This is a genomic window from Enterococcus sp. E4-150, from assembly GCF_035726465.1.
GTDB lineage: Bacteria > Bacillota > Bacilli > Lactobacillales > Enterococcaceae > Enterococcus_B > Enterococcus_B faecium.
In genome coordinates, this window is sequence record NZ_JAPRGK010000011.1 from 78,170 (window position 1) to 96,577 (window position 18,408).

The following is an 18,408-nucleotide window of genomic DNA, read 5'->3' on the forward strand; positions in this document are numbered from 1 at the left end:
GGCAACTTGATTGGTCAGTTCCCGCTGACTTTTCAAGCCCCGACAATTTAGCTGCTACTAAATTGTCGGGTGCCTTTTTTAGTTTTTATTCGTTTTCCATTCTATAGAAAGCGCTTCAATAAATCAAGACATTTTTTGTTAGAATGCTAATAATAACAAAAGGTTTTAACTCTTCTTATGTACATTACAGATAAAAAAACAAAAAAATTTCTCTTTTTTTTGAATTCTGAACAAATAGTACTGGAGTACAAAAGACGAGGAAGAGCCACTATCTGCTCTTCCTCGTCTTTTGATTCTCACCTGTTATTCATGATTCTTTTTCTCAGTTTCCCGATATTTTTCCATTTTACGACTAAAAAGCTCTCCGCTACTTGGTGGCGTATATGTGATGGCATTTGCTCCTGCTTGAATGGTCTCAGCAATACTTTCTTCCGTTGGACCACCTGTCGCAATGATAGGAAGTTCAGGATATTTTTTACGAAAATGGCGTACTGCTTCTGCAGTTTCTTTACCTGCACTGATATTGATAATCGAAATACCAGCTGCTAACTTTTCATCTATTTCTGTATATTTCGACGTTACCGTACTGATAACTGGAATATCAACTACTCGACAAACTTCTTTTACTGTCTCTAAAGGCGTAGGACCGTTCAAAACGACCCCTAACGAACCTTGCGCTTCTGCGAACATGCTCATGTAGGAAGAACGAGCACCTTGTGTCAAACCACCACCTACACCGGAGAAAACTGGAATGTCAGCTGCTTCAATAATGCTTTTAGTAATCGCTGGATGAGGTGTAAAAGGATACACAGCAATTACTGCATTCGCATTTGTATTACGTATGATCGCAATATCCGTAGTAAAGATGATCGAACGGATCAATTTTCCAAATATCTTGATCCCACTTGCTTCTAAAATGATTTCCGGTACTCTTACGATATCTTTTCTCAATTCCGTCATGATTTCTGGCGTAAATTGTTCTGCCATCAGCCACTTCTCCTTTGCTATCTCCGGTCATACTGATTCAATTGATACGTCTCGATGACCTGGATGATTTTTTGCGCATAACCGGGGTCTGTCGCATAACCTGCATCTTGCAATGCTTGTGCGGCTTCCTGATAGTTGGTGGCCGTAATCACTTTTTCATACAGCGCAGGATTCCAATCTACTCCTTGGACGAACAGTTGTGTATGGTCATCCATGGACTGTTCCCATGAATCATACACTTTGAAGTCTCCTTGGATAGTTATCCATTCTTCGTTAACAAATTCCTTTGTTTCCAGGCTTACTTTCTTCTGATCCCCATAAGCCTTGATCCCGAAAAGATTATTGTATTTGCTAGCCAAGGTACTTTTTCCCCAATTTGATTCTAATATAGCTTGTCCTAAAATGATACTAGGAAGTACTCCATAACCATCTTGTAGTTCTTGGGCATGCGGAACAAGCCGTTCAATAAATTGCTGATGGGATTGCGCTTCATTTTCTTGCTGATTATCAGTAAAAGGAGAAGACAGATTCTTCAAGGAAAAAACAAAGGCTAAGAGTATCACTGCTACACCGGCAACCACTGCTGGCCAACGGATATTCTTGCGCTTTTGCTTTTTCCACTTTTTTTTCGCCATGATCAATTCCTACTTTTCATTTAATTCATTCAGATATTCTTCTAGCGTCAATTGGTGTTTGGTGATATACTCAGCATTTTCTTTACCGACATAACGTAAGTGCCAAGGTTCATATGTGATCTTAGTTATATCTTCGTGTCCTTTTGGATAACGAACGATAAATCCATACTGCGCAGCATTATCTGCGATCCATTTAGCTCCAGGCTGATCTCCGTAACTTGCATCCAATACAGTAGAAGGATAACTGTTGTACCAGTTTTGATCGACGACATCGACTGCCAGACCTGTGTGGTGTTCGCTGTATCCTGGCTCCGTAATCGTTTCTTTAGTAATCTTTGTCGCCTCCTCTTCTGATACACCTTGACGACTCATCACATCTTGGACATTTTGTTCGAAAACTTGTTGTTGGGATGATACAGACCGGTAAGCTGAGACCATCACTAATGGAAATCCAGCTGCTTCAGCAGCCTTGGCAAATGCTTCATATTCTGGAGCAATGCGTTTGTCGATCAAGTATCCGTTACTTAATGATGCCAATTGAGTAGACTCATCGATTTCTTTTTCTAATTTGTGATCTGGACCAACCAAAACTAGCTTCCAATCGTCTGTTTTAACATTTGGCAATTGTTTGGACGTATGATCTTTTGTTTCTTTGTCCTTTACCTTGCTGCTGGTTGTTTGACTGTTCTTTTCTTTACTAGCAGTTGTTTTGGTGCTTGTTCGTTCGACTGCTTGATTGCCGGCTTGAACATGCGAATCATCATCGCTAAAAATAACATAGCCCATTGCTGCGATCATAATCACAACTGCTCCAAATCCTAAAAATTTATTCACTTGAAAAATCCTTTCGTTGTTCTTCACGTTCCCCATTCGCCTCATGAACGTAAGTTTCTTCCAGATTTTCATTCACCCAATCGAGAAGTTCGATTTTTTCTCCTTCGATCTGTTTTTGAACATCTGCTGGCAGACGAAAATTCAAAATATCATCATAGCCCCATTCATCATATTGAATACTTACTTTCAAGTCAAGGTATCTACCAGCCTGCTGATTATTTTTCAAAGGGATCAGCTCGACTTTTGCTGCTTTGCTGCTAAGCCATTTTTGCGCGATGCGTGTTTTGATTTGCTTGTACTCTGCAACGGCAACGTTTCGTTTTTCGGGAAAAATAATCGTTTGACGCAAAATCTTTTGCGTTAGCATCCATTCATAATCAGTGAAAAGATTTTTTACTTTCTGCATCGCTTCAGATGGCAGGTTTTTCTCGCCATCTTTCCATTTTTTCCATTGTTCTGGACTGATCAGCAAGTATTCATCTAAAAAATTTTTTTCAGTTTCAAACTGTTCTAATAATACACTCATAATAAGATCAATATATACTTGATGCACGTTTATCCCCTCCTTTTAACTATTCTACTTAAGTTTTGATCAAAAAGCACCTCTTAAATCGCTGCTTTCATTTTTTTTAATGTTTCAAGTCCTCTCCCCTTTATTCTTCGTGATTTTTGTTATAATAATAGACAGACAAGAAACTCAATCCAACTATGAAGGAGCGTTTTCAGATGAAAAAATATCAATGGGGAATCGTGGGTCTCGGTACCATCGCACATGAGTTTGCCGAAAGCTTCAATCAAGAGACGAGCGAACTAACAGCAGTTGCTTCCAGAACTTCAGAAAAAGCGGAAAACTTCGCTCACCGTTACAATATTCCAAAAGCTTACGGAAGCTATCAAGAAATGTTAGACGATGCTGAAATCGACATCGTGTACATTGCTGTACCAAATAGACAGCATATCGACCATATCTTGGCAGCATTGGAAGCAGGCAAACACGTTCTATGTGAAAAAGCCATCACGATGAATAAAAAAGAACTGGCTGACGCTATGCGCTTAGCAGAAGAAAAGAATTTGATCTTAGCAGAAGCGATGACAATCTTCAACATGCCACTTTATCAGCAGTTACGCTCAATAATGGATACAGGAAAACTGGGGGCTTTAAAAATGATCCAAGCACCTTTCGGCAGTTACAAAGAACCAGACCCTAAAAACCGGTTCTTCAATCCAGAATTAGCTGGAGGAGCTCTGTTGGATATCGGAACGTATGCTGTATCTTTCGCTCGTTTCTTTTTGAGCTCTCAACCTGAAGTAGTTGCCTCTACAATGGTTCCTTTTGAAACAGGCGTGGACGAACAATCCGTCACTATCTTGCGTAACAAAGAAAATGAACTTGCTGCTGTCAGCTTGACTTTTCAGGCAAAAATGCCAAAAGTCGGTATCGTTGCCTTTGAGAACGGTTATGTGACGATTGCTGATTACCCGCGTGCTGATCGTGCGGAGATCTTATTTACAGATGGTACAAAGGAATTCATCGAAAGCGGGAATACATCTGAAGCAATGAATTACGAAATAAAGAATATGGTACACATGATTGAAGGTGACTTGCCCAATCGCTCTCTCTTCTTGACAAAAGATGTCATCGAAATCTTGGATCAAATGCAAGTTCTATGGAAAAATATGTAATTTTAAAAGGTTGTGAAAAAGCTGTTCTGCATCAAGTAATAAGAACAGCCAAACAAAAATAGCTCCTCCTATTTTTCGTTTGGCTGGACTTATTACCGCAGATGCAAGCTTTTGAACACCGTTTAAGAAAGAGGTTGTGAGCCTGCCGTTCAGCTCCGAGTCACAAGGAGCAATTTCAAAAAACAGCTTCTCATGTTTGTTGAATATTGTGACTTGTGACCGAGGAGTTGACAGGAGAACACCGTTTAAGAAAGAGGTCGTGAGCCTGCCGTTCAGCTCCGAGTCACAAGGAGCAATTTCAAAAAACAGCTTCTCATGTTTGTTGAATATTGTGACTTGTGACCGAGGAGTTGACAGGAGAACACCGTTTAAGGAAGAGGTTGTGAAATCAGCTTTTTGACCTGAATATTAGCTGAATTCACAACCTCTATTTTTGGATTTTTTGTTGGGAGAATTCTGCCTTGATTTCAATAAAACTTTTAAAAGACTGCAAAAACTGGAACAATTCTGCTCGATCCTCGAATTCAGGGCGACTAGTCGGCAGAGGCATTTGCCGATACAATACATAAACTTCTTCAATACGTGCTAAAATTTGTCTGCCATCATTTGACTCTGAAAATGTTTCTGCAGTATAAATCAATAAACCATAGATATGTTTTCCATAATAAGCTGGTTGCTGGATTCTCTCTAGATTTTCCAGCATGTCTTTAATCACATTGACCTGTGCTCTTCTCATAGAGAAGTAAGTTTCGTAGTATAGCGGCTGTCTGAGCCAGTAGTTTTCTTGATGTTCTCTGGCATCTTCTTGGCTTTCGCGAATGAATGTCAGTAAATGTTCGCATTTGATCTGCACATCTTCTTTATTTTCTGATAAAAGAAATTCTGCCATTTGTCTCAAAATATTTCGAAATTCTTTTTCGATCTGTATTTGGTTTTCCTTCAGCTGCTTCGTACGATCTGGCATGTAAACATTTGCAAGCAAAGCAAATACTAATCCAATCGCCATTAATCCCGCTTCATTGCCGATCAGCTGCCAAGACATGTTTTCCTCCACTAAATAATGAGTGACCAAAACCGAATTTACTACGATCCCTTCGGTTAATTTGAAGCGAGAGGCAAGCGGGATGAACAGGAATAAAAAAAGACTGAAGCCAAAAATAGTATACCCAACAGCAAAAAAACTGAACAGTGCTGTTGCCGTAGCTAATATAAAGGCTGCGATTCGATTCATGCCCGTACGCAATGTAGAGCGCTTGGTATTTCCTACACTTAATAATGCAATGATCCCTGCAGCTGGCCAATACAACAGCGATAAGCTACCCGCTGTGACCATCGAAAAGAAGACACTGATCACTGTTTTGACTGTTCGCATTCCTATACGCATTTACTTCCCCCTTTTTTTATTTTAATTATACTTGAATAATGAAAAACTAGCTATCAGACAAAAGTTTAGGTATGATAGTAAAAAGACCAAAAAGGAGAATCTCTATGCAATTTGGCCGTTTTCGACTAGGTATGCGTACGATCAAAAGTGCCTTAGCTGTTTTTTTATGTATCTTATTTTTTCATTTAACTCAACGAGGAATCCCGATGATTGCTGCATTATCTGCTGTTTTTTCTTTGCGTCAGGACTTGACTACAACCGTTTCTTTTGGAAAGTCTAGGATCATCGGCAATACATTAGGTGGTACATTAGCTATCATTTATTTTTTTGTCAAAAGCTATTTTCACAATGATTTTTTGGTAGAATTGATCTTGCTTCCTATTCTAGTTATTATTGTGATCGTCGTGTCAGATGGTATTAACAATAATTCCGGTATCATTTCCGCAATCGCTACGTTGTTGCTGATTGCGTTGAGCATCCCTCAAGGCGAATCCGCTTTGTATGCGATCCAACGTGTACTAGATACTTTTATAGGGACATTCATTGCAATCGGTATCAATTTCTTTCTTCGTCCTCCTGAAACAGAAAAGAAGGAAGAACTATCAGAAGATTTGGTCGAACTCCAAAAGAAAGAACGATTGCTAAGAACAAATTTACAAGAGATAGAAGCTAAGATCCAAAAACAAAAGAAAAATAGCGAGGACTAATTTTCTTTTGCAATAAAATAAAAAAAGGGAGAGAAGAACTTTAAAAAGTCTTCCTCCATTTTTGATTGAACGGTGAAGTGTACTACTTTATTCTTCCTTCATCGAGTTTTGTTCTGCCTCTTTTGGTGCTTCATACATATTTACTTGGCTAGTAGTCCCACGTGTCGACAAATTCTCTACGATTTCCTTCAAGTCAAGTCCTGTTGTCGCTTTTAATGTTTCTTGAGTAGTAGAAAGCAAGTTTGTAGCATAATTTGTCACTCGGTTCGCTCCACTGGTTTCTCCTGAGCTGCTTCCTGTATCGACAACAGAGATTTTTTCGATATTTCCTAGCGGCTGTGCTGCTTCGCGCATCAATTGCGGTAACATATCAATAACCATGCTCAAGACAGCTGCTTCGCCATATTCCTTGAAGGCATTGGCGATCTTTTGTTTTGCTTCGGCTTCGGCTTTTCCTTTTGCTAGTGCTGCTTCGGCTTCTGCTTGTCCAGCTAAACGTGTCTTATTGGCTTCCGCTTCTGCCAGTGCTTCCACACGGAATCGTTCTGCTTCGGCTTCAGTCACTTCTTTGACTTTTTGAGCTTGTGCTTCTTGTTCTTTAGCGTACCGATCGGCATCTGCTTTTTTCTTCACTTCCGAATCATATTGCTTTTCACGACGTGTGATTTCTTTTTCTTCCAGTTCGATTTGTTTTTGACGTTCTACGATTTTAATCTGCATTTCCTGTTCGATTACTTGTTGTTGTGCTCGGGCACTTTCTAAATTGTAGGCTTGGTCTGCTTTTGCTTTAGCAACATCTTGTTCTTGTTTGTAGGTTGCTAATTTCAGTTCTTTTTCTTTTAATGATTCTGCGATTTCTGTTTGTCGCTGTAATTCAGCTGCTTGTGATTCTTTTTCTGCTTGAGCTTTTTTGATACGCGTTTCTTTTAGAGCTTCCGCTTCTGCTATATCTGCATCTCTTTTGACTTGGGCGATTCTTGGTTTCCCTAAAGAGTCAAGATAACCGTTTTTGTCTCTGACCTCTTTGATAGTGAAAGAAACGATGATCAACCCCATTTTTGCAAGGTCTACAGAAGCGACTTCTTGTACGCTTTGACTGAACTTATCGCGATTTTGATAGATTTCTTCTACAGTCATAGAACCAAGAATCGAGCGCAAGTGTCCTTCTAATACTTCTCTTGCTTCATTTTCCAGTTCTTCTCTTGTCTTGCCTAAAAACTGTTCTGCTGCTGTAGCAATCTCTTCTACAGATGAACCGATTTTGATGATCGAAGTACCATCACACATCACCGGTACGCCTTGTTCCGTATACACTTCAGGGGTGGAGACGTCCAATTTACTCGATAATAGACTGATCCGATTCGAACGTTGAAAAACCGGCAAGACGAATGCGCCACCTCCACGCACAATTTTGATTTTGTTATTGCTTTCATCAATGTGCACATTTTTGCTTCCTAAATAACTTCCACTGATGATCAACGCTTCATCCGGTTTTGCTGTCTGGTACTTCGCTACAAAGACGATCAGCAACATCAGTAAAATCAAAGCTGCAATTGCGATCGCGATAAAAACAACTGGTATTTCCATTTAACACACGCTCCTTTAAGCTTTTATCATGCTTTCATAAGGCATGACATAACAGATTCTTTCCTTGATCTCAATGATCAATACTTTCGTTCCCCGCTCAGCTGTCTGTTCTTGGGGGCTGTAAAAACAAGCTGGACGACTAATGGAACCGGTAACACTTTTCAACTGAATTTCTCCCATACCTCGTACAGGGATCGGTGTGATCACAACAGCTACTTGTCCTTCCAGAGTTTTTTCAGAAGACGACATCGTTGATTCGGCATGTTTCATCGGCATCAATATATAGAAATTAAGCAAAAATACCAACACTATCGATATGCCTCCACTAGCAATAAATAAAAATAAAGATGATTGATCTGTTAAACGCTCACCTAGAAAACCAAATAAGCTTGTGAAAGTTAACCAAGGGATAATAAGCATCGGATCAAGCGGGCCATCAAAATCGAATACATCTCCAAAAATAATCAATAGGACTGCCAATCCTGCACAAATCAGCAATGTATACCAATAAATCGTCTCAAGTGCAATTCCCCCTATCATATACACGCCTCCTTCCATTTCTACGTCTATCATACCAATGTTTGAAAATTCTGTATAGCTTCTTTTACCGACTCAGTGGTGTTTTTTATAGGAAGGTTGTGTTTATCGTTGACAATTTGTTAAATTTTTGTTTTCATGTTAAAATTTTCACAATAAATTCTTTCGAGGTAGCCTATGTTTCCTTTTTTTAAGAAAAAACCATTAAAGCTCCAGAACACGATCATCCTTGTCGTTTGTTTCTCCACATTCGTTTCTTTGATTGTTTCTGCCATATTGATCAGGAATTTTATTCTTTCGATGAACCGATCTAGTGTGTCAGATAAAATCTCTAGCATTGCTAAAATCGTTGCCAATGATAAACTCATCCAAAAAAAGCTGCAGACTGGTGACCCGACACATGCGATTCAAGGAATAACAAATGAAATCATGATTGCATCGAATTTAGATTTTATCGTTGTCATGGACCCTGAAGGCATTCGATATTCTCACGCAGACCCAAGTTACATCGGTCTTCCTTTCTCAAGTCATGAAGATGTGAAAAAAGTGATTGGAGGACAAGAATTTTTCTCTGAAAAAGAAGGAATGTTAGGGTTCGGCTTCCGCTATTTCGTTCCTATTTATTACAATCAAGAGATTATTGGTGCAGTTTGTGTTGGCTTAACAAACAACACGATTGACAATCAAGTCAAAGATGGACAAAAAATGATTGTTTTTTCATTGATTATCGGACTTAGCGTAGGCATCATAGGCGCCGTTTTTCTTGCCCAAAAAATGAAAAAAGTACTGCTTGGACTTGAACCACAAGAAATAGCAGAACAGTTAAGTGAAAAAACGATTATCGAAAATGAAGTAGATGAAGGAATCTTAGCCATCTCTTCTGATAAAACTATCCTCTTGATCAATACACCTGCAAAAAACATTTTCTACCAAACAGAGCAGCTATTGGATTTCGAAGTAGGAAAAAAAATCAGTGATAATCTATATGACGTTTTGTTTAAAGAGACGATTGAGCATCAAACGACCGTTCGGACTCAATCCATGTATTTAAATGGGATAGAAACTATTTCTAGCGTTACACCTCTTTTTAGCAATGACCGTTTTTTAGGAGCAGTCGCAACTTTACGAAATCGATCAGAAGTAATGAAATTAATGGAGGAGCTTGGGGGGACGAAACAATATATAAACTCCATGAGAGCTCAAACCCATGAATTCATGAATAAACTTCATGTCATTTCTGGTTTGATTGATTTGAAGAAGTATGAAGAAGTCACCCATTTTATCCAGCAGCTAAATCAAAATTATAAAAAAGAGATTGGCCAAGTCTCAAGTCTGATCAAAGTTCCTGCAATTGCCGGTTTTTTATTAGGCAAAATAAACGAAGCCAAAGAACAATCTGTTGAAATGCTGTTAGAAAGCGATTCTTTTATCCCTAAAATGGAGATGGATGACTCCATCCATTCACTTTTGCAAGTGTTAGGGAACTTACTTGATAATGCAAAAGAAGCCGTGCTACAAAAACATGAAAGAAACGGACAGGTCCGGATTCATTTAAACTATGACACAGAAGCTGAAGTATTCATCGTGACCGTCTGCGATGACGGTGTCGGGATATCAGAAGAAATCTCAGAAAAAATATTTACGCTAGGTTTTTCGACGAAGGGAATCAATCGTGGGTTTGGGTTGAATCTCATCCATTCAATCGTCAAACGCCACGGTGGATTTTTAGAATTTTCCAAACAAACAAATGGCGGTACAATCGTCTATCTAGAATTACCAAAAAAGGAAGATCAAAATGATGACAAATGTCCTGATAATCGAAGATGATCCAATGGTTGCAGAATTGAATCGTACTTTTGTGGAAAGCATCCCTAATATGAACGTAATCGAAAGTTTCAGAAATGTAGAAGAAGGAAAAAAATATTTCAGACAAAAAAACGCAGATCTGCTGCTGCTTGATGTATACATGCCTGGCGAAAGTGGTATCCATTTTTTATCTTGGCTTAGACAGCAAGGAAATGATATCCCAGTGATTTTGATCACTGCTGCAGATGATATCGAAACCATAAAGAATGTGATCCGCTACGGTGCCTTAGATTATTTGATCAAACCGTTCACTTTGCAACGTTTTCAGCTGGCGATCGAAAAGTATCTTGCTTTCTCTCAGACAATCCAAACGACTGAAAAAGCCGATCAGAAATTGATCGATCAAGTATTCAACCACACCACTCCCATTCACGAAATACCATCATTCATCGATTTGCCTAAAGGTCTGTCAAAACTGACTTTAAAAAAAATAAGTGCATTTATTCTAAAAGAAGATACTATTTTTTCAACAAAAGAACTGGCTCAAAAAAGCTCACTGTCACGTATCTCCGTCAAGAAATATTTGAATTTTTTGGTAGAACAAGATATATTGAACGAAAGAATCAAATATTTGGAAATCGGCCGGCCGCTAACCTGTTATGAATTGACAAAGAATGGGCGGAAAAAGCTCACAGATTACTGTTGAGTCATCGAATTATCCCATACAAAATAGTCCAAGTATACAGAAGTAACAACTGTTTACTTGGACTATTTTTAAACATTTTATTGACGAATATCCATGTTTTCTTATCTTAATTGACGGGCTTTAGGAAGAGATACCTCATTTTTAGTTTTTCCAGTTTCTATTATTTCACGAAAGTTCTCGAAACTTGTCGAAATCATATTTGATAATGCCTCATCTGTATTTGAACCTACATGCGGGGTTACAAGAACTCTAGGGTACATTTCTACTAATTGCTGGATAGCAGGGTCTGGAATCGTCTCCCATGGCTTGAAGGATCGAAAAAAAACCTCTGTTTCATTTGCAAAAACATCGGTTGCAAAACCAGCTAAATGATTGCTTTTCAAAGCTCTTAAAATAGCTTCATTATCTTGAAGCTCTCCACGGGCTGTATTGATCAAGATGCTGCCTTTTTTCATTTGAGCTAAAAATCCTTCATTGATCATTTGATCGTTTTCACCTGGGATATGAGGTACATGAATACTGACGATATCGCTTTTGGCTAATAACTCTTCAAGTGAGTGGAACGTCAATACTTTTTTAGCAGCTTCTGTCTGATGAATATCGTAGCCGATCACTTTGGCTCCTAGTCCCTTAAACAAAACAGCTTCCGTCAACCCTATCCTGCCTGTTCCTATGATCCCTACTGTGCAATTTCTGATTTCACGACTAAACATTTGCTCATCCACTCGAAAATCTTTGAAAGATGTTCGGATCGTCGTATACGCAGTATTTCTCAAAAGCATCATGGCAAAAGTCAAAGATAACTCTGCTATCGCATTTGGCGAATACGATGGTACACGGGCTACTGTCATACCAAAATCAGCTGCCGCTTGTAGATCGATATGATTGACTCCCACAGTCCGTGTAAAAACATAACGAATCCCATATTCCTGCATTTTTGCAAGATTGGTCTCATCTGCTATACAATTTCCCCTCAACAATACAGCATCATGGTCCTTTGCTGACACGATATTGTCATGTGTCAACAGTTCTTCATAAAGACTGAGATCATAATGGTAAATATTCAATTTTTCAAAAAAATCTATCTCGTTCGGACGAACACCGTAACATGCGATTCTCATACTTTCTTCCTCCATTTCTTATGAAAACAAACCTATGCCATGAATCATTTGTAATACAACGATCCATACAGGTGTCAGTACCACAGCAAAAATAGTTGACAGTAAGGATGCATTGGAGGCTAAAAGTGCCTCCCTATCAAAACTGATAGCATAGGCAGCTGCCACTGTTGCAGCTGGTGTAGCCATCATGATAACGATTGTTGCCAGTGCTTCAAAATTGACTGGTAGAATATTCGTTGCCGTCAAAACTGCTAGAATCACGATATTCAATGCAGGTACAAATACCACTTTGACTAGACTGTAATACCATGAAGTTTTTTCAGATGCAGCTTTTTTGAAGCTTACTTCACCTAATGTTGCGCCGATTGCTAGCCACGCCAATGGTGAACTTAAACCAGCTAAATAATCCATCGGCTGAAATAGCCACGGTGCAGTCTGGTCAATTCGCAAAAACGCTACTTGACTTATCTCTCCTTCTGCACCTGTAACTGACACTTGTGGCAGATACCCTTGGAACAGCCAAATGAAAAGGCCGGCAAAAGTAGCGATAATGATTGGATTGACGAACATCGCTTTGATATTTTTAGCTTCCATCTTCAAGCCACTCATTTTTATGTATCCATAAGAATACAAAAAGATTCGGTAGCCAATGTTGAAAATTGAGGAATACATCACGCCGACAGGACCATAAATCGCACTGACGATAGGCGTTCCGAAAAAGGTCGTAGAACCAAAGATCGTCAGGACACGCAACGTTGTTTGCTTATCCCCTTTATAGCTTAAGAAAAAAGGTTTTGAAACTAGAATAAGAATAATATAAATAACTAATCCCCAAATCAAGACATTGATTCCTTGCATCAGTAATTCTGTATTGATATCTTGCATGAAAGCTCGAAATGCCAGTGCTGGCAAAGCCACTGTTAAGACGACTTTCGATAGAATTTTTCCAACAGATTCAGAAAAAATCCCCTTTTTTCTACAAACAAACCCTAATAATATAATAAAAACTGTTGAAGTGATTGCACTGACAATCGACATATCTGTCAAAGTCGATCGAAAAATGTCAAATAAGTTCATCTTTCTCCTCCTAATTATGTTCATTTATTCACAATAAAAAACGCTTTTATTTTGCTAATACGTATTAACATTTTTAATTTTATCTTTACATTGTTACTTATTGAACAATAGGAAATTAAAGAAACTTTTGAAACTTATGTAAAGTGATTTTTACTAGAACACAAAAAAAACCTTAAAACCAAACTTAAGAAGTTTAGTTTTAAGGTTAACTTAAATTATATTATGCGTGGAAACGTTCCACGCCATCTAGATAAGTTGCTTCCAATGTCATATCAGGGTTCAATACGATAAAGTCTGCATCGCGTCCTTGAGCGATTTTTCCACATGTATCATCGATTTTACAGCTGATTGCTGGAATCAGACTAGCCATCATGACTGCTTGTTCTGGTGTTGCTAATCCCCAGTCTACAACATTTTTAATTGCTTCTTTCAATTTCAATATACTTCCAGCTAAGTTGCCAGATTCTAGACGTGCTGTTCCTTCTTTTACTACTACTGGAAATTCGCCTAAATTGTAATTTCCATCAGGCATCCCACCGGCCATCATACAGTCTGTAATTAATGCGACATGATCATGTCCTGCTTTTTCCATTAGGATTCCCGCAGCATTTGGATGTACATGATGGCCATCACAAATCAATTCAGAAAAGACATGTTCTAAAGATAATAACGCACCCACCATACCTGGTTCGCGATGATTCAATCCACGCATACCATTGAAAGCATGGACAAATACACTTGCGCCTGCTTCAACAGCTTTTTGCGCTTCTTCTAGTGTAGCATTACTGTGTCCTAGAGAAACAACTACTCCTTCTTCAGTCACTTGTTTGACAAACTCTTCCACACCTTGACGTTCTGGTGCTAAAGCAATCTTTTTGATCAAACCGCCTGAAGCTTCTTGCCATTCATGGAAAGTATCCAAATCAGGATCCCCGAAATAACTTGGGTTTTGTGCCCCTTTGTGTTCTTCTGTGAAGAAAGGACCTTCAAAATAGATCCCTTTGATTTTAGCTCCTGGTGCTTCCTGATACATTTTGCCGATTGTCTCAGCTACATCTTTTAAACGTTCTTTGCTTGACGTCAATGTTGTTGGTAAAAATGAAGTCACTCCACAAGATAACAGACCTTCAGACATCACTTTGATGCCTTCTGCATCATTATCCATTACATCATGATTCATATAGCCGTGAATATGTGTATCTACCAAACCAGGAGCAATCCATTTGCCGCTTTGGTCAATAATGTTGACTTCTCCCTCAGGTAGTTCTTTCGTGTATTCACCAAAAAGTCCATCGGTAATTTCAAGATAGCCTGCATGTTTGACACCTGACGCTAAAAAGAATTTGTCAGCATAGATAAAAGTTCTCATTCTATTCTCTCCCTTTGTTTTTCTACCTCTAAAGTACTCTTATTTAGAGAAGAAGTCAAGAATGGTCTACACCATTTACAAATTTTTTGAAATTTGTTTCACAGCTTGTGCTAAGCCTTCATAGAATGCTGCTCTTTCTGGTTCTTCTTTACGCTTGTATATTAAGCTTTTAAGCACAAATAAATCATTGAGGTAATAGTAGCTATTCTTCTCTTGAGCCCAATAGATTCCTTGATTCACCTGGTCTAACGCTTCGTCAATTTCATTTTGATGGAATAAGAAATTTCCATAATTATAAAAAATTTGCGAAAATTCACTTTTTGATCGTTCATCAGCTGATTGATGCAGCAGTTGGATGCTTCGACTCAAATAGTAGCGGGCTTCAGCAGTTTTTCCTGCCACACCATATATTTTTCCGATACAACTAATCAGTTGTATTTCTGTGTCAGAAACATGGATTCTTTCTTTTTGGCTAGAGTAACTCAATGCTTCTTTCAAATAATAAAGGGACTGAGAGATATTTTGGCGCAACGTGAATTCGCAAACACCGAGATAATAATAATAGCGTTGAAAGTCAGTTGCTTGATACAGATTTTCAGAAATATCAGAAGATTTTAGTACTTGTTCTAACTTCCGATAATCACGTTTTTGGAAACAACTATCCAACAGTTCAAACAATTTATCGTTTGTCCGAGTAGTTTTTCGAGAGAGATTCATCACATGATCAATCGTTACCCCTAGCCGTTGACAAATCTGCATCATCACCAATACATTCGGCAGTTCCTCATTATTTTCGATCCGACTTAATACACTTTGTGAACAAATATCTTGCGAAAGCATTTTTTGCGTCATTTTTTGTTCTTTTCGAATCTCTTTAATGATCGTTCCAAAGGACTCGATTAACGTTTCCATAAGTTTCCTCCCCAAAATATGCGTATTCGCATTCTATTCGTATTTTACTTTAGGAAGTCGCAAACTTCAAGAAAAGACTTGCAACTAAATAATGTACTTTAGTTATTTAAGAAAACTCCACTAGAAAGAGAGCCTCAGTGTGTTTGTCTGTGGCCCTCCTACTGAAAAATTTGGTTTTTAAAATCATTTTTGGCGATAGGTTGCTAGGAATTCTCTCATTTTCTTAGCTGTTTGTTTCAAATCATCCATTTTAGGAAGATAAACGATTCGAAAATGATCTGGCTGGTTCCAATTAAATCCACCACCATGTACAAGTAGAATATGATGTTCATGTAAAAAGTCCAAAACGAATTTTTCATCATCCAAAATATTGAATCGCTTTGTATCAATTTTTGGGAATATATAAAAAGCAGCTTTTGGTTTTACGGCTGAAAGACCAGGAATATCATTGATTGCATTATAGATATATTCTCTTTGTTCATAGATCCTTCCGCCTGGCAGGAGCAGCTCATCGACACTTTGATAACCGCCTAGCGCGGTTTGGATAATTTGCTGAGACAATACATTGGAACACAAACGCATGGAGGACAACATATTCAGCCCTTCTATATAGCCTTTGACGTGTGACTTATCTCCACTTAGGACCATCCAGCCTACTCGAAATCCTGCTACACGATGAGATTTGGATAGACCATTCAGCGTAACAACGAACAAATCAGGCGCTAATGTAGCAATCGGAATATGTTCTAGACCATCCATCACTAAGCGATCATAGATTTCGTCGGAATAAATAATCAGGTTGTTTTGTCGAGCAACTTCAACGATTTCTTCTAATAATTCTTTTGGATAAAGTGCCCCAGTAGGATTATTAGGATTAATGATAACAATAGCTTTTGTCCGACTCGTTATTTTTGATTTGATATCATCAATATCAGGATACCATTCTGCCTCTTCATCGCAAATATAATGAACAGGTGTGCCTCCAGCTAATGCAATAGAAGCCGTCCACAACGGATAGTCCGGCATTGGAACCAGTACTTCATCTCCATTGTCCAGCAACCCCTGCATACACATCGTGATCAATTCGCTCACTCCGTTGCCGGTGTAGATATCATTGATCGTCACATTCGGAAAATGTTTCAGTTGGCAATATTGCTCAATTGCTTTTCTAGCAGAAAAGATCCCCTTGGAATCTGAGTAGCCTTCTGAGTCACGGGCATTCATGATCAAATCACGAATGACTTCGTTTGGTGCTTCAAATCCAAAAGGTGCGGGATTTCCCGTGTTCAATTTTAAAATACTAATGCCCTCTTCTTGCATCCGCTCCGCTTCTTCTAGAACGGGACCGCGAACATCGTAACTGACACCTTCTAATTTGTTGGATTTTTCAAATTCTCTCATCACTTAGCCAATCCCTCATTTCAAAAAGTTAGAACTTTCCAAATTTTTTGTTATTTACTATTTCAATATCATACTCCATCCTAGAAAATTTTGCCACTTATTTAGGAAAAACGTAAGTATTAAAAAAACACAAACAAGCGTTAAGAACTTAATTTTCATGATAGTCATTCCATAGATTCGCTGCCCAATCCATTGCAATTCCACAAATGATTCCTAGCATAAAACCAAGCAAAAAACGTCCGAATGCAAGTCCAATCAATACACCTAAGATCATTCCCAGTCCTGAAAATTCTCCGTCATATTTCTCCATCTTAATAAGTCCTCCCATTTTTGAGCTTGACAACTATGTAAAACCTCGCTATCATTACTGTGTTATTATTACGCAGACGTGATGGAATGGCAGACACGCCACTTTCTATTAGTAAATCTGTGGTTTTATATCGAGCAGATGTGTTGGAATTGGCAGACAAGCATGATTGAGGGTCATGTGAGCGTTAGCTCGTGTGGGTTCGAGTCCCATCATCTGCACTACAACTCGTGAAGTTAATTTTGCTTCACGAGTTTTTTTGTTTGAACGTTTCTTTATGCCATTATATACATATCACTGTATCCTTTACAAAAAGAACGTACAATCATGTAAACAGCCTGAGGTGAGTATATGAAGGTCGTAAACAAGCTACTCGTAGAAACTTGCAAGTGTTAAAACAATTAATCGAAAAACGAGTAAAATCCCTCACCTAATACTAAAGCGAGGGATTTTTTGTATATTATCTGTTTATCACCGTTATTATAAAGGTACAAATACCAAGCACGGTTAATCCAAATTGCATAAATTCATTTTTTTGTACACTCATGCTTTTCATTAGCTCTTTAACTGCCATTAGTACTAAGATGGCGATAACAACATAAAGTATATAGTACGTCCGCATTCCGGAAGCCCATACTGTGGGAGAAAATCCCATAATTAACCTTGAACAAAACCCCATTATCATCAAAATAACTAAAAAAATAGAAGTTTTCTTATTGTCAAAACTTAAATAAATTCCAACAATTAAACATAGTAATAATGCCAAGACTACTAAAGTAGCTATCCAAGTACCTGGATAAAAAAGTGACAGTTTCGTTCCTAACTCTGTAAAGAGATTATTCAGGTTACTACTACTCCAAATCATTGCCCTTTTATTACCATTGACGTAAGTAAAGCTTTGACCCATTGTATTACCAAAATAAATAATCAGGTTTAAGAAAAACGGTAATGCAGTCAATATACGCACATAATAGTTTTGACATTTCCTATATGTTAGAAGGAAAATTAAGAAAAATAGCAATAAAAATAAGATATTCATGTCTAAAAAAAACGGCTTTCCAAATGATGAAATACCTAAATCTAACTTATTAAGAAAGTTGAAATTTTTATATTCAGGAAACCATTTATTAATTTCATGTGCAGCACGTAATGCATTCCCTGGAGTTGTCAAAGAGAAAATTAATTCTGCTAAGCTTATTATTGAAAATACTGATAACTTATAATTATATCGATAAAGTCCATATAATTGTGTAAAAGATAAAAGGCCATGTAACAGCCCTTTTACGGTACAATGTTTTTAACCACAAAAACATACCCAGGAGGACGTTACATGACCCAAGTACATTTTACACTGA

At 38.1% G+C, this 18,408-nt stretch carries 17 protein-coding genes, 1 tRNA gene and 1 pseudogene; 5 read left to right on the plus strand and 14 right to left on the minus strand.

Features of this window, described 5'->3' with window-relative positions; all coding sequences use genetic code 11:
- Positions 1 to 303 precede the first annotated feature (303 nt).
- The 4 genes from OZ002_RS10075 to OZ002_RS10090 are packed head-to-tail and all read right to left on the minus strand — an operon-like array spanning position 304 to position 3,009.
- Positions 304 to 987, minus strand: a complete 684-nt coding sequence (locus tag OZ002_RS10075) for a hydrolase (protein WP_002295463.1) — start codon at positions 985 to 987, stop codon at positions 304 to 306.
- Between the two features lie 17 nt (positions 988 to 1,004).
- Positions 1,005 to 1,622, minus strand: coding sequence for a glycoside hydrolase family 73 protein (locus tag OZ002_RS10080; protein ID WP_002295461.1), 618 nt, complete (start codon positions 1,620 to 1,622; stop codon positions 1,005 to 1,007).
- 9 nt (positions 1,623 to 1,631) lie between these two features.
- Positions 1,632 to 2,456 (minus strand): M15 family metallopeptidase, encoded by an 825-nt coding sequence (locus OZ002_RS10085; RefSeq protein WP_123839938.1) that lies wholly within the window; start codon positions 2,454 to 2,456, stop codon positions 1,632 to 1,634.
- Positions 2,449 to 3,009: a hypothetical protein gene (locus OZ002_RS10090; protein WP_123839937.1), complete on the minus strand. Its 561-nt coding sequence runs from the start codon at positions 3,007 to 3,009 to the stop codon at positions 2,449 to 2,451. The genes OZ002_RS10085 and OZ002_RS10090 overlap by 8 nt, the downstream gene beginning before the upstream one ends.
- A gap of 173 nt (positions 3,010 to 3,182) precedes the next feature.
- Here OZ002_RS10090 and OZ002_RS10095 point away from each other — a divergent pair, with 173 nt between their 5' ends.
- Positions 3,183 to 4,139: a Gfo/Idh/MocA family protein gene (locus OZ002_RS10095; RefSeq protein WP_002297120.1), complete on the plus strand. Its 957-nt coding sequence runs from the start codon at positions 3,183 to 3,185 to the stop codon at positions 4,137 to 4,139.
- A 427-nt stretch (positions 4,140 to 4,566) separates the two neighbouring features.
- On the opposite strand, the gene OZ002_RS10100 is transcribed toward OZ002_RS10095, so the two are convergent.
- Positions 4,567 to 5,523 carry an aromatic acid exporter family protein gene (locus tag OZ002_RS10100; protein ID WP_325083239.1) on the minus strand — a complete coding sequence of 319 codons (957 nt, stop codon included), beginning with the start codon at positions 5,521 to 5,523 and terminating at the stop codon, positions 4,567 to 4,569.
- A 104-nt stretch (positions 5,524 to 5,627) separates the two neighbouring features.
- On the opposite strand from OZ002_RS10100, the gene OZ002_RS10105 reads away from it, so the two are divergent.
- The gene (locus OZ002_RS10105) at positions 5,628 to 6,230 is read left to right on the plus strand and encodes an FUSC family protein (protein WP_002295450.1); all 603 of its coding nucleotides are present in this window, start codon (positions 5,628 to 5,630) and stop codon (positions 6,228 to 6,230) included.
- An 87-nt stretch (positions 6,231 to 6,317) separates the two neighbouring features.
- On the opposite strand, the gene OZ002_RS10110 is transcribed toward OZ002_RS10105, so the two are convergent.
- Both OZ002_RS10110 and OZ002_RS10115 read right to left on the minus strand, forming a co-directional pair.
- The gene (locus OZ002_RS10110; protein ID WP_002306891.1) at positions 6,318 to 7,817 is read right to left on the minus strand and encodes a flotillin family protein; all 1,500 of its coding nucleotides are present in this window, start codon (positions 7,815 to 7,817) and stop codon (positions 6,318 to 6,320) included.
- A 15-nt stretch (positions 7,818 to 7,832) separates the two neighbouring features.
- The gene (locus OZ002_RS10115; RefSeq protein WP_002295447.1) at positions 7,833 to 8,357 is read right to left on the minus strand and encodes an NfeD family protein; all 525 of its coding nucleotides are present in this window, start codon (positions 8,355 to 8,357) and stop codon (positions 7,833 to 7,835) included.
- Positions 8,358 to 8,531: 174 nt separating this feature from the next.
- Between OZ002_RS10115 and OZ002_RS10120 the strand changes: the two genes are divergently transcribed.
- Positions 8,532 to 10,181, plus strand: a complete 1,650-nt coding sequence (locus OZ002_RS10120; protein WP_002299758.1) for an ATP-binding protein — start codon at positions 8,532 to 8,534, stop codon at positions 10,179 to 10,181.
- On the plus strand, positions 10,150 to 10,866 hold the full coding sequence (locus tag OZ002_RS10125) for a response regulator (protein ID WP_002321172.1): 717 nt from the start codon (positions 10,150 to 10,152) through the stop codon (positions 10,864 to 10,866). Before OZ002_RS10120 ends, OZ002_RS10125 begins: the two co-directional genes overlap by 32 nt.
- 101 nt (positions 10,867 to 10,967) lie before the next feature.
- Here the strand turns inward: OZ002_RS10125 and OZ002_RS10130 are convergent, their stop codons facing one another.
- From OZ002_RS10130 to OZ002_RS10155, 6 genes are all read right to left on the minus strand, one after another.
- The gene (locus tag OZ002_RS10130) at positions 10,968 to 11,987 is read right to left on the minus strand and encodes a 2-hydroxyacid dehydrogenase (protein ID WP_002289800.1); all 1,020 of its coding nucleotides are present in this window, start codon (positions 11,985 to 11,987) and stop codon (positions 10,968 to 10,970) included.
- Positions 11,988 to 12,005: 18 nt separating this feature from the next.
- A complete protein-coding gene (locus OZ002_RS10135) occupies positions 12,006 to 13,007 on the minus strand; it encodes an AEC family transporter (protein WP_079291926.1) in 1,002 nt (333 codons plus the stop codon).
- A gap of 277 nt (positions 13,008 to 13,284) precedes the next feature.
- A complete protein-coding gene (nagA, locus tag OZ002_RS10140) occupies positions 13,285 to 14,433 on the minus strand; it encodes an N-acetylglucosamine-6-phosphate deacetylase (protein WP_002289803.1) in 1,149 nt (382 codons plus the stop codon).
- A gap of 75 nt (positions 14,434 to 14,508) precedes the next feature.
- Complete coding sequence (locus OZ002_RS10145; RefSeq protein ID WP_123839935.1) at positions 14,509 to 15,345, minus strand: helix-turn-helix domain-containing protein; 837 nt, start codon at positions 15,343 to 15,345, stop codon at positions 14,509 to 14,511.
- 183 nt (positions 15,346 to 15,528) lie between these two features.
- Positions 15,529 to 16,746 (minus strand): pyridoxal phosphate-dependent aminotransferase, encoded by a 1,218-nt coding sequence (locus OZ002_RS10150; protein ID WP_002303757.1) that lies wholly within the window; start codon positions 16,744 to 16,746, stop codon positions 15,529 to 15,531.
- Between the two features lie 148 nt (positions 16,747 to 16,894).
- Positions 16,895 to 17,074, minus strand: coding sequence for a hypothetical protein (locus OZ002_RS10155; protein ID WP_002306896.1), 180 nt, complete (start codon positions 17,072 to 17,074; stop codon positions 16,895 to 16,897).
- A gap of 116 nt (positions 17,075 to 17,190) precedes the next feature.
- Between OZ002_RS10155 and OZ002_RS10160 the strand changes: the two genes are divergently transcribed.
- Positions 17,191 to 17,274: transfer RNA gene (locus OZ002_RS10160), tRNA-Leu, on the plus strand.
- A gap of 239 nt (positions 17,275 to 17,513) precedes the next feature.
- Here OZ002_RS10160 and OZ002_RS10165 read toward each other — a convergent pair.
- Positions 17,514 to 18,284: pseudogene (locus tag OZ002_RS10165) on the minus strand (hypothetical protein); the annotation flags it as partial.
- Positions 18,285 to 18,408 lie beyond the last annotated feature (124 nt).

What these genes read in the sequence shown, in the direction of transcription:
- OZ002_RS10075 (WP_002295463.1), bottom strand. Translation starts at nt 987, where the DNA reads ATGGCAGAACAATTTACGCCAGAAATCATGACGGAATTGAGAAAAGAT.
- OZ002_RS10100 (WP_325083239.1), bottom strand. Translation starts at nt 5,523, where the DNA reads ATGCGTATAGGAATGCGAACAGTCAAAACAGTGATCAGTGTCTTCTTT.
- nagA (WP_002289803.1), bottom strand. Translation starts at nt 14,433, where the DNA reads ATGAGAACTTTTATCTATGCTGACAAATTCTTTTTAGCGTCAGGTGTC.
- OZ002_RS10095 (WP_002297120.1), top strand. Translation starts at nt 3,183, where the DNA reads ATGAAAAAATATCAATGGGGAATCGTGGGTCTCGGTACCATCGCACAT.
- OZ002_RS10155 (WP_002306896.1), bottom strand. Translation starts at nt 17,074, where the DNA reads ATGGGAGGACTTATTAAGATGGAGAAATATGACGGAGAATTTTCAGGA.
- OZ002_RS10130 (WP_002289800.1), bottom strand. Translation starts at nt 11,987, where the DNA reads ATGAGAATCGCATGTTACGGTGTTCGTCCGAACGAGATAGATTTTTTT.
- OZ002_RS10120 (WP_002299758.1), top strand. Translation starts at nt 8,532, where the DNA reads ATGTTTCCTTTTTTTAAGAAAAAACCATTAAAGCTCCAGAACACGATC.
- OZ002_RS10145 (WP_123839935.1), bottom strand. Translation starts at nt 15,345, where the DNA reads ATGGAAACGTTAATCGAGTCCTTTGGAACGATCATTAAAGAGATTCGA.
- OZ002_RS10150 (WP_002303757.1), bottom strand. Translation starts at nt 16,746, where the DNA reads ATGAGAGAATTTGAAAAATCCAACAAATTAGAAGGTGTCAGTTACGAT.
- OZ002_RS10105 (WP_002295450.1), top strand. Translation starts at nt 5,628, where the DNA reads ATGCAATTTGGCCGTTTTCGACTAGGTATGCGTACGATCAAAAGTGCC.
- OZ002_RS10080 (WP_002295461.1), bottom strand. Translation starts at nt 1,622, where the DNA reads ATGGCGAAAAAAAAGTGGAAAAAGCAAAAGCGCAAGAATATCCGTTGG.
- OZ002_RS10110 (WP_002306891.1), bottom strand. Translation starts at nt 7,817, where the DNA reads ATGGAAATACCAGTTGTTTTTATCGCGATCGCAATTGCAGCTTTGATT.
- OZ002_RS10115 (WP_002295447.1), bottom strand. Translation starts at nt 8,357, where the DNA reads ATGATAGGGGGAATTGCACTTGAGACGATTTATTGGTATACATTGCTG.
- OZ002_RS10125 (WP_002321172.1), top strand. Translation starts at nt 10,150, where the DNA reads ATGATGACAAATGTCCTGATAATCGAAGATGATCCAATGGTTGCAGAA.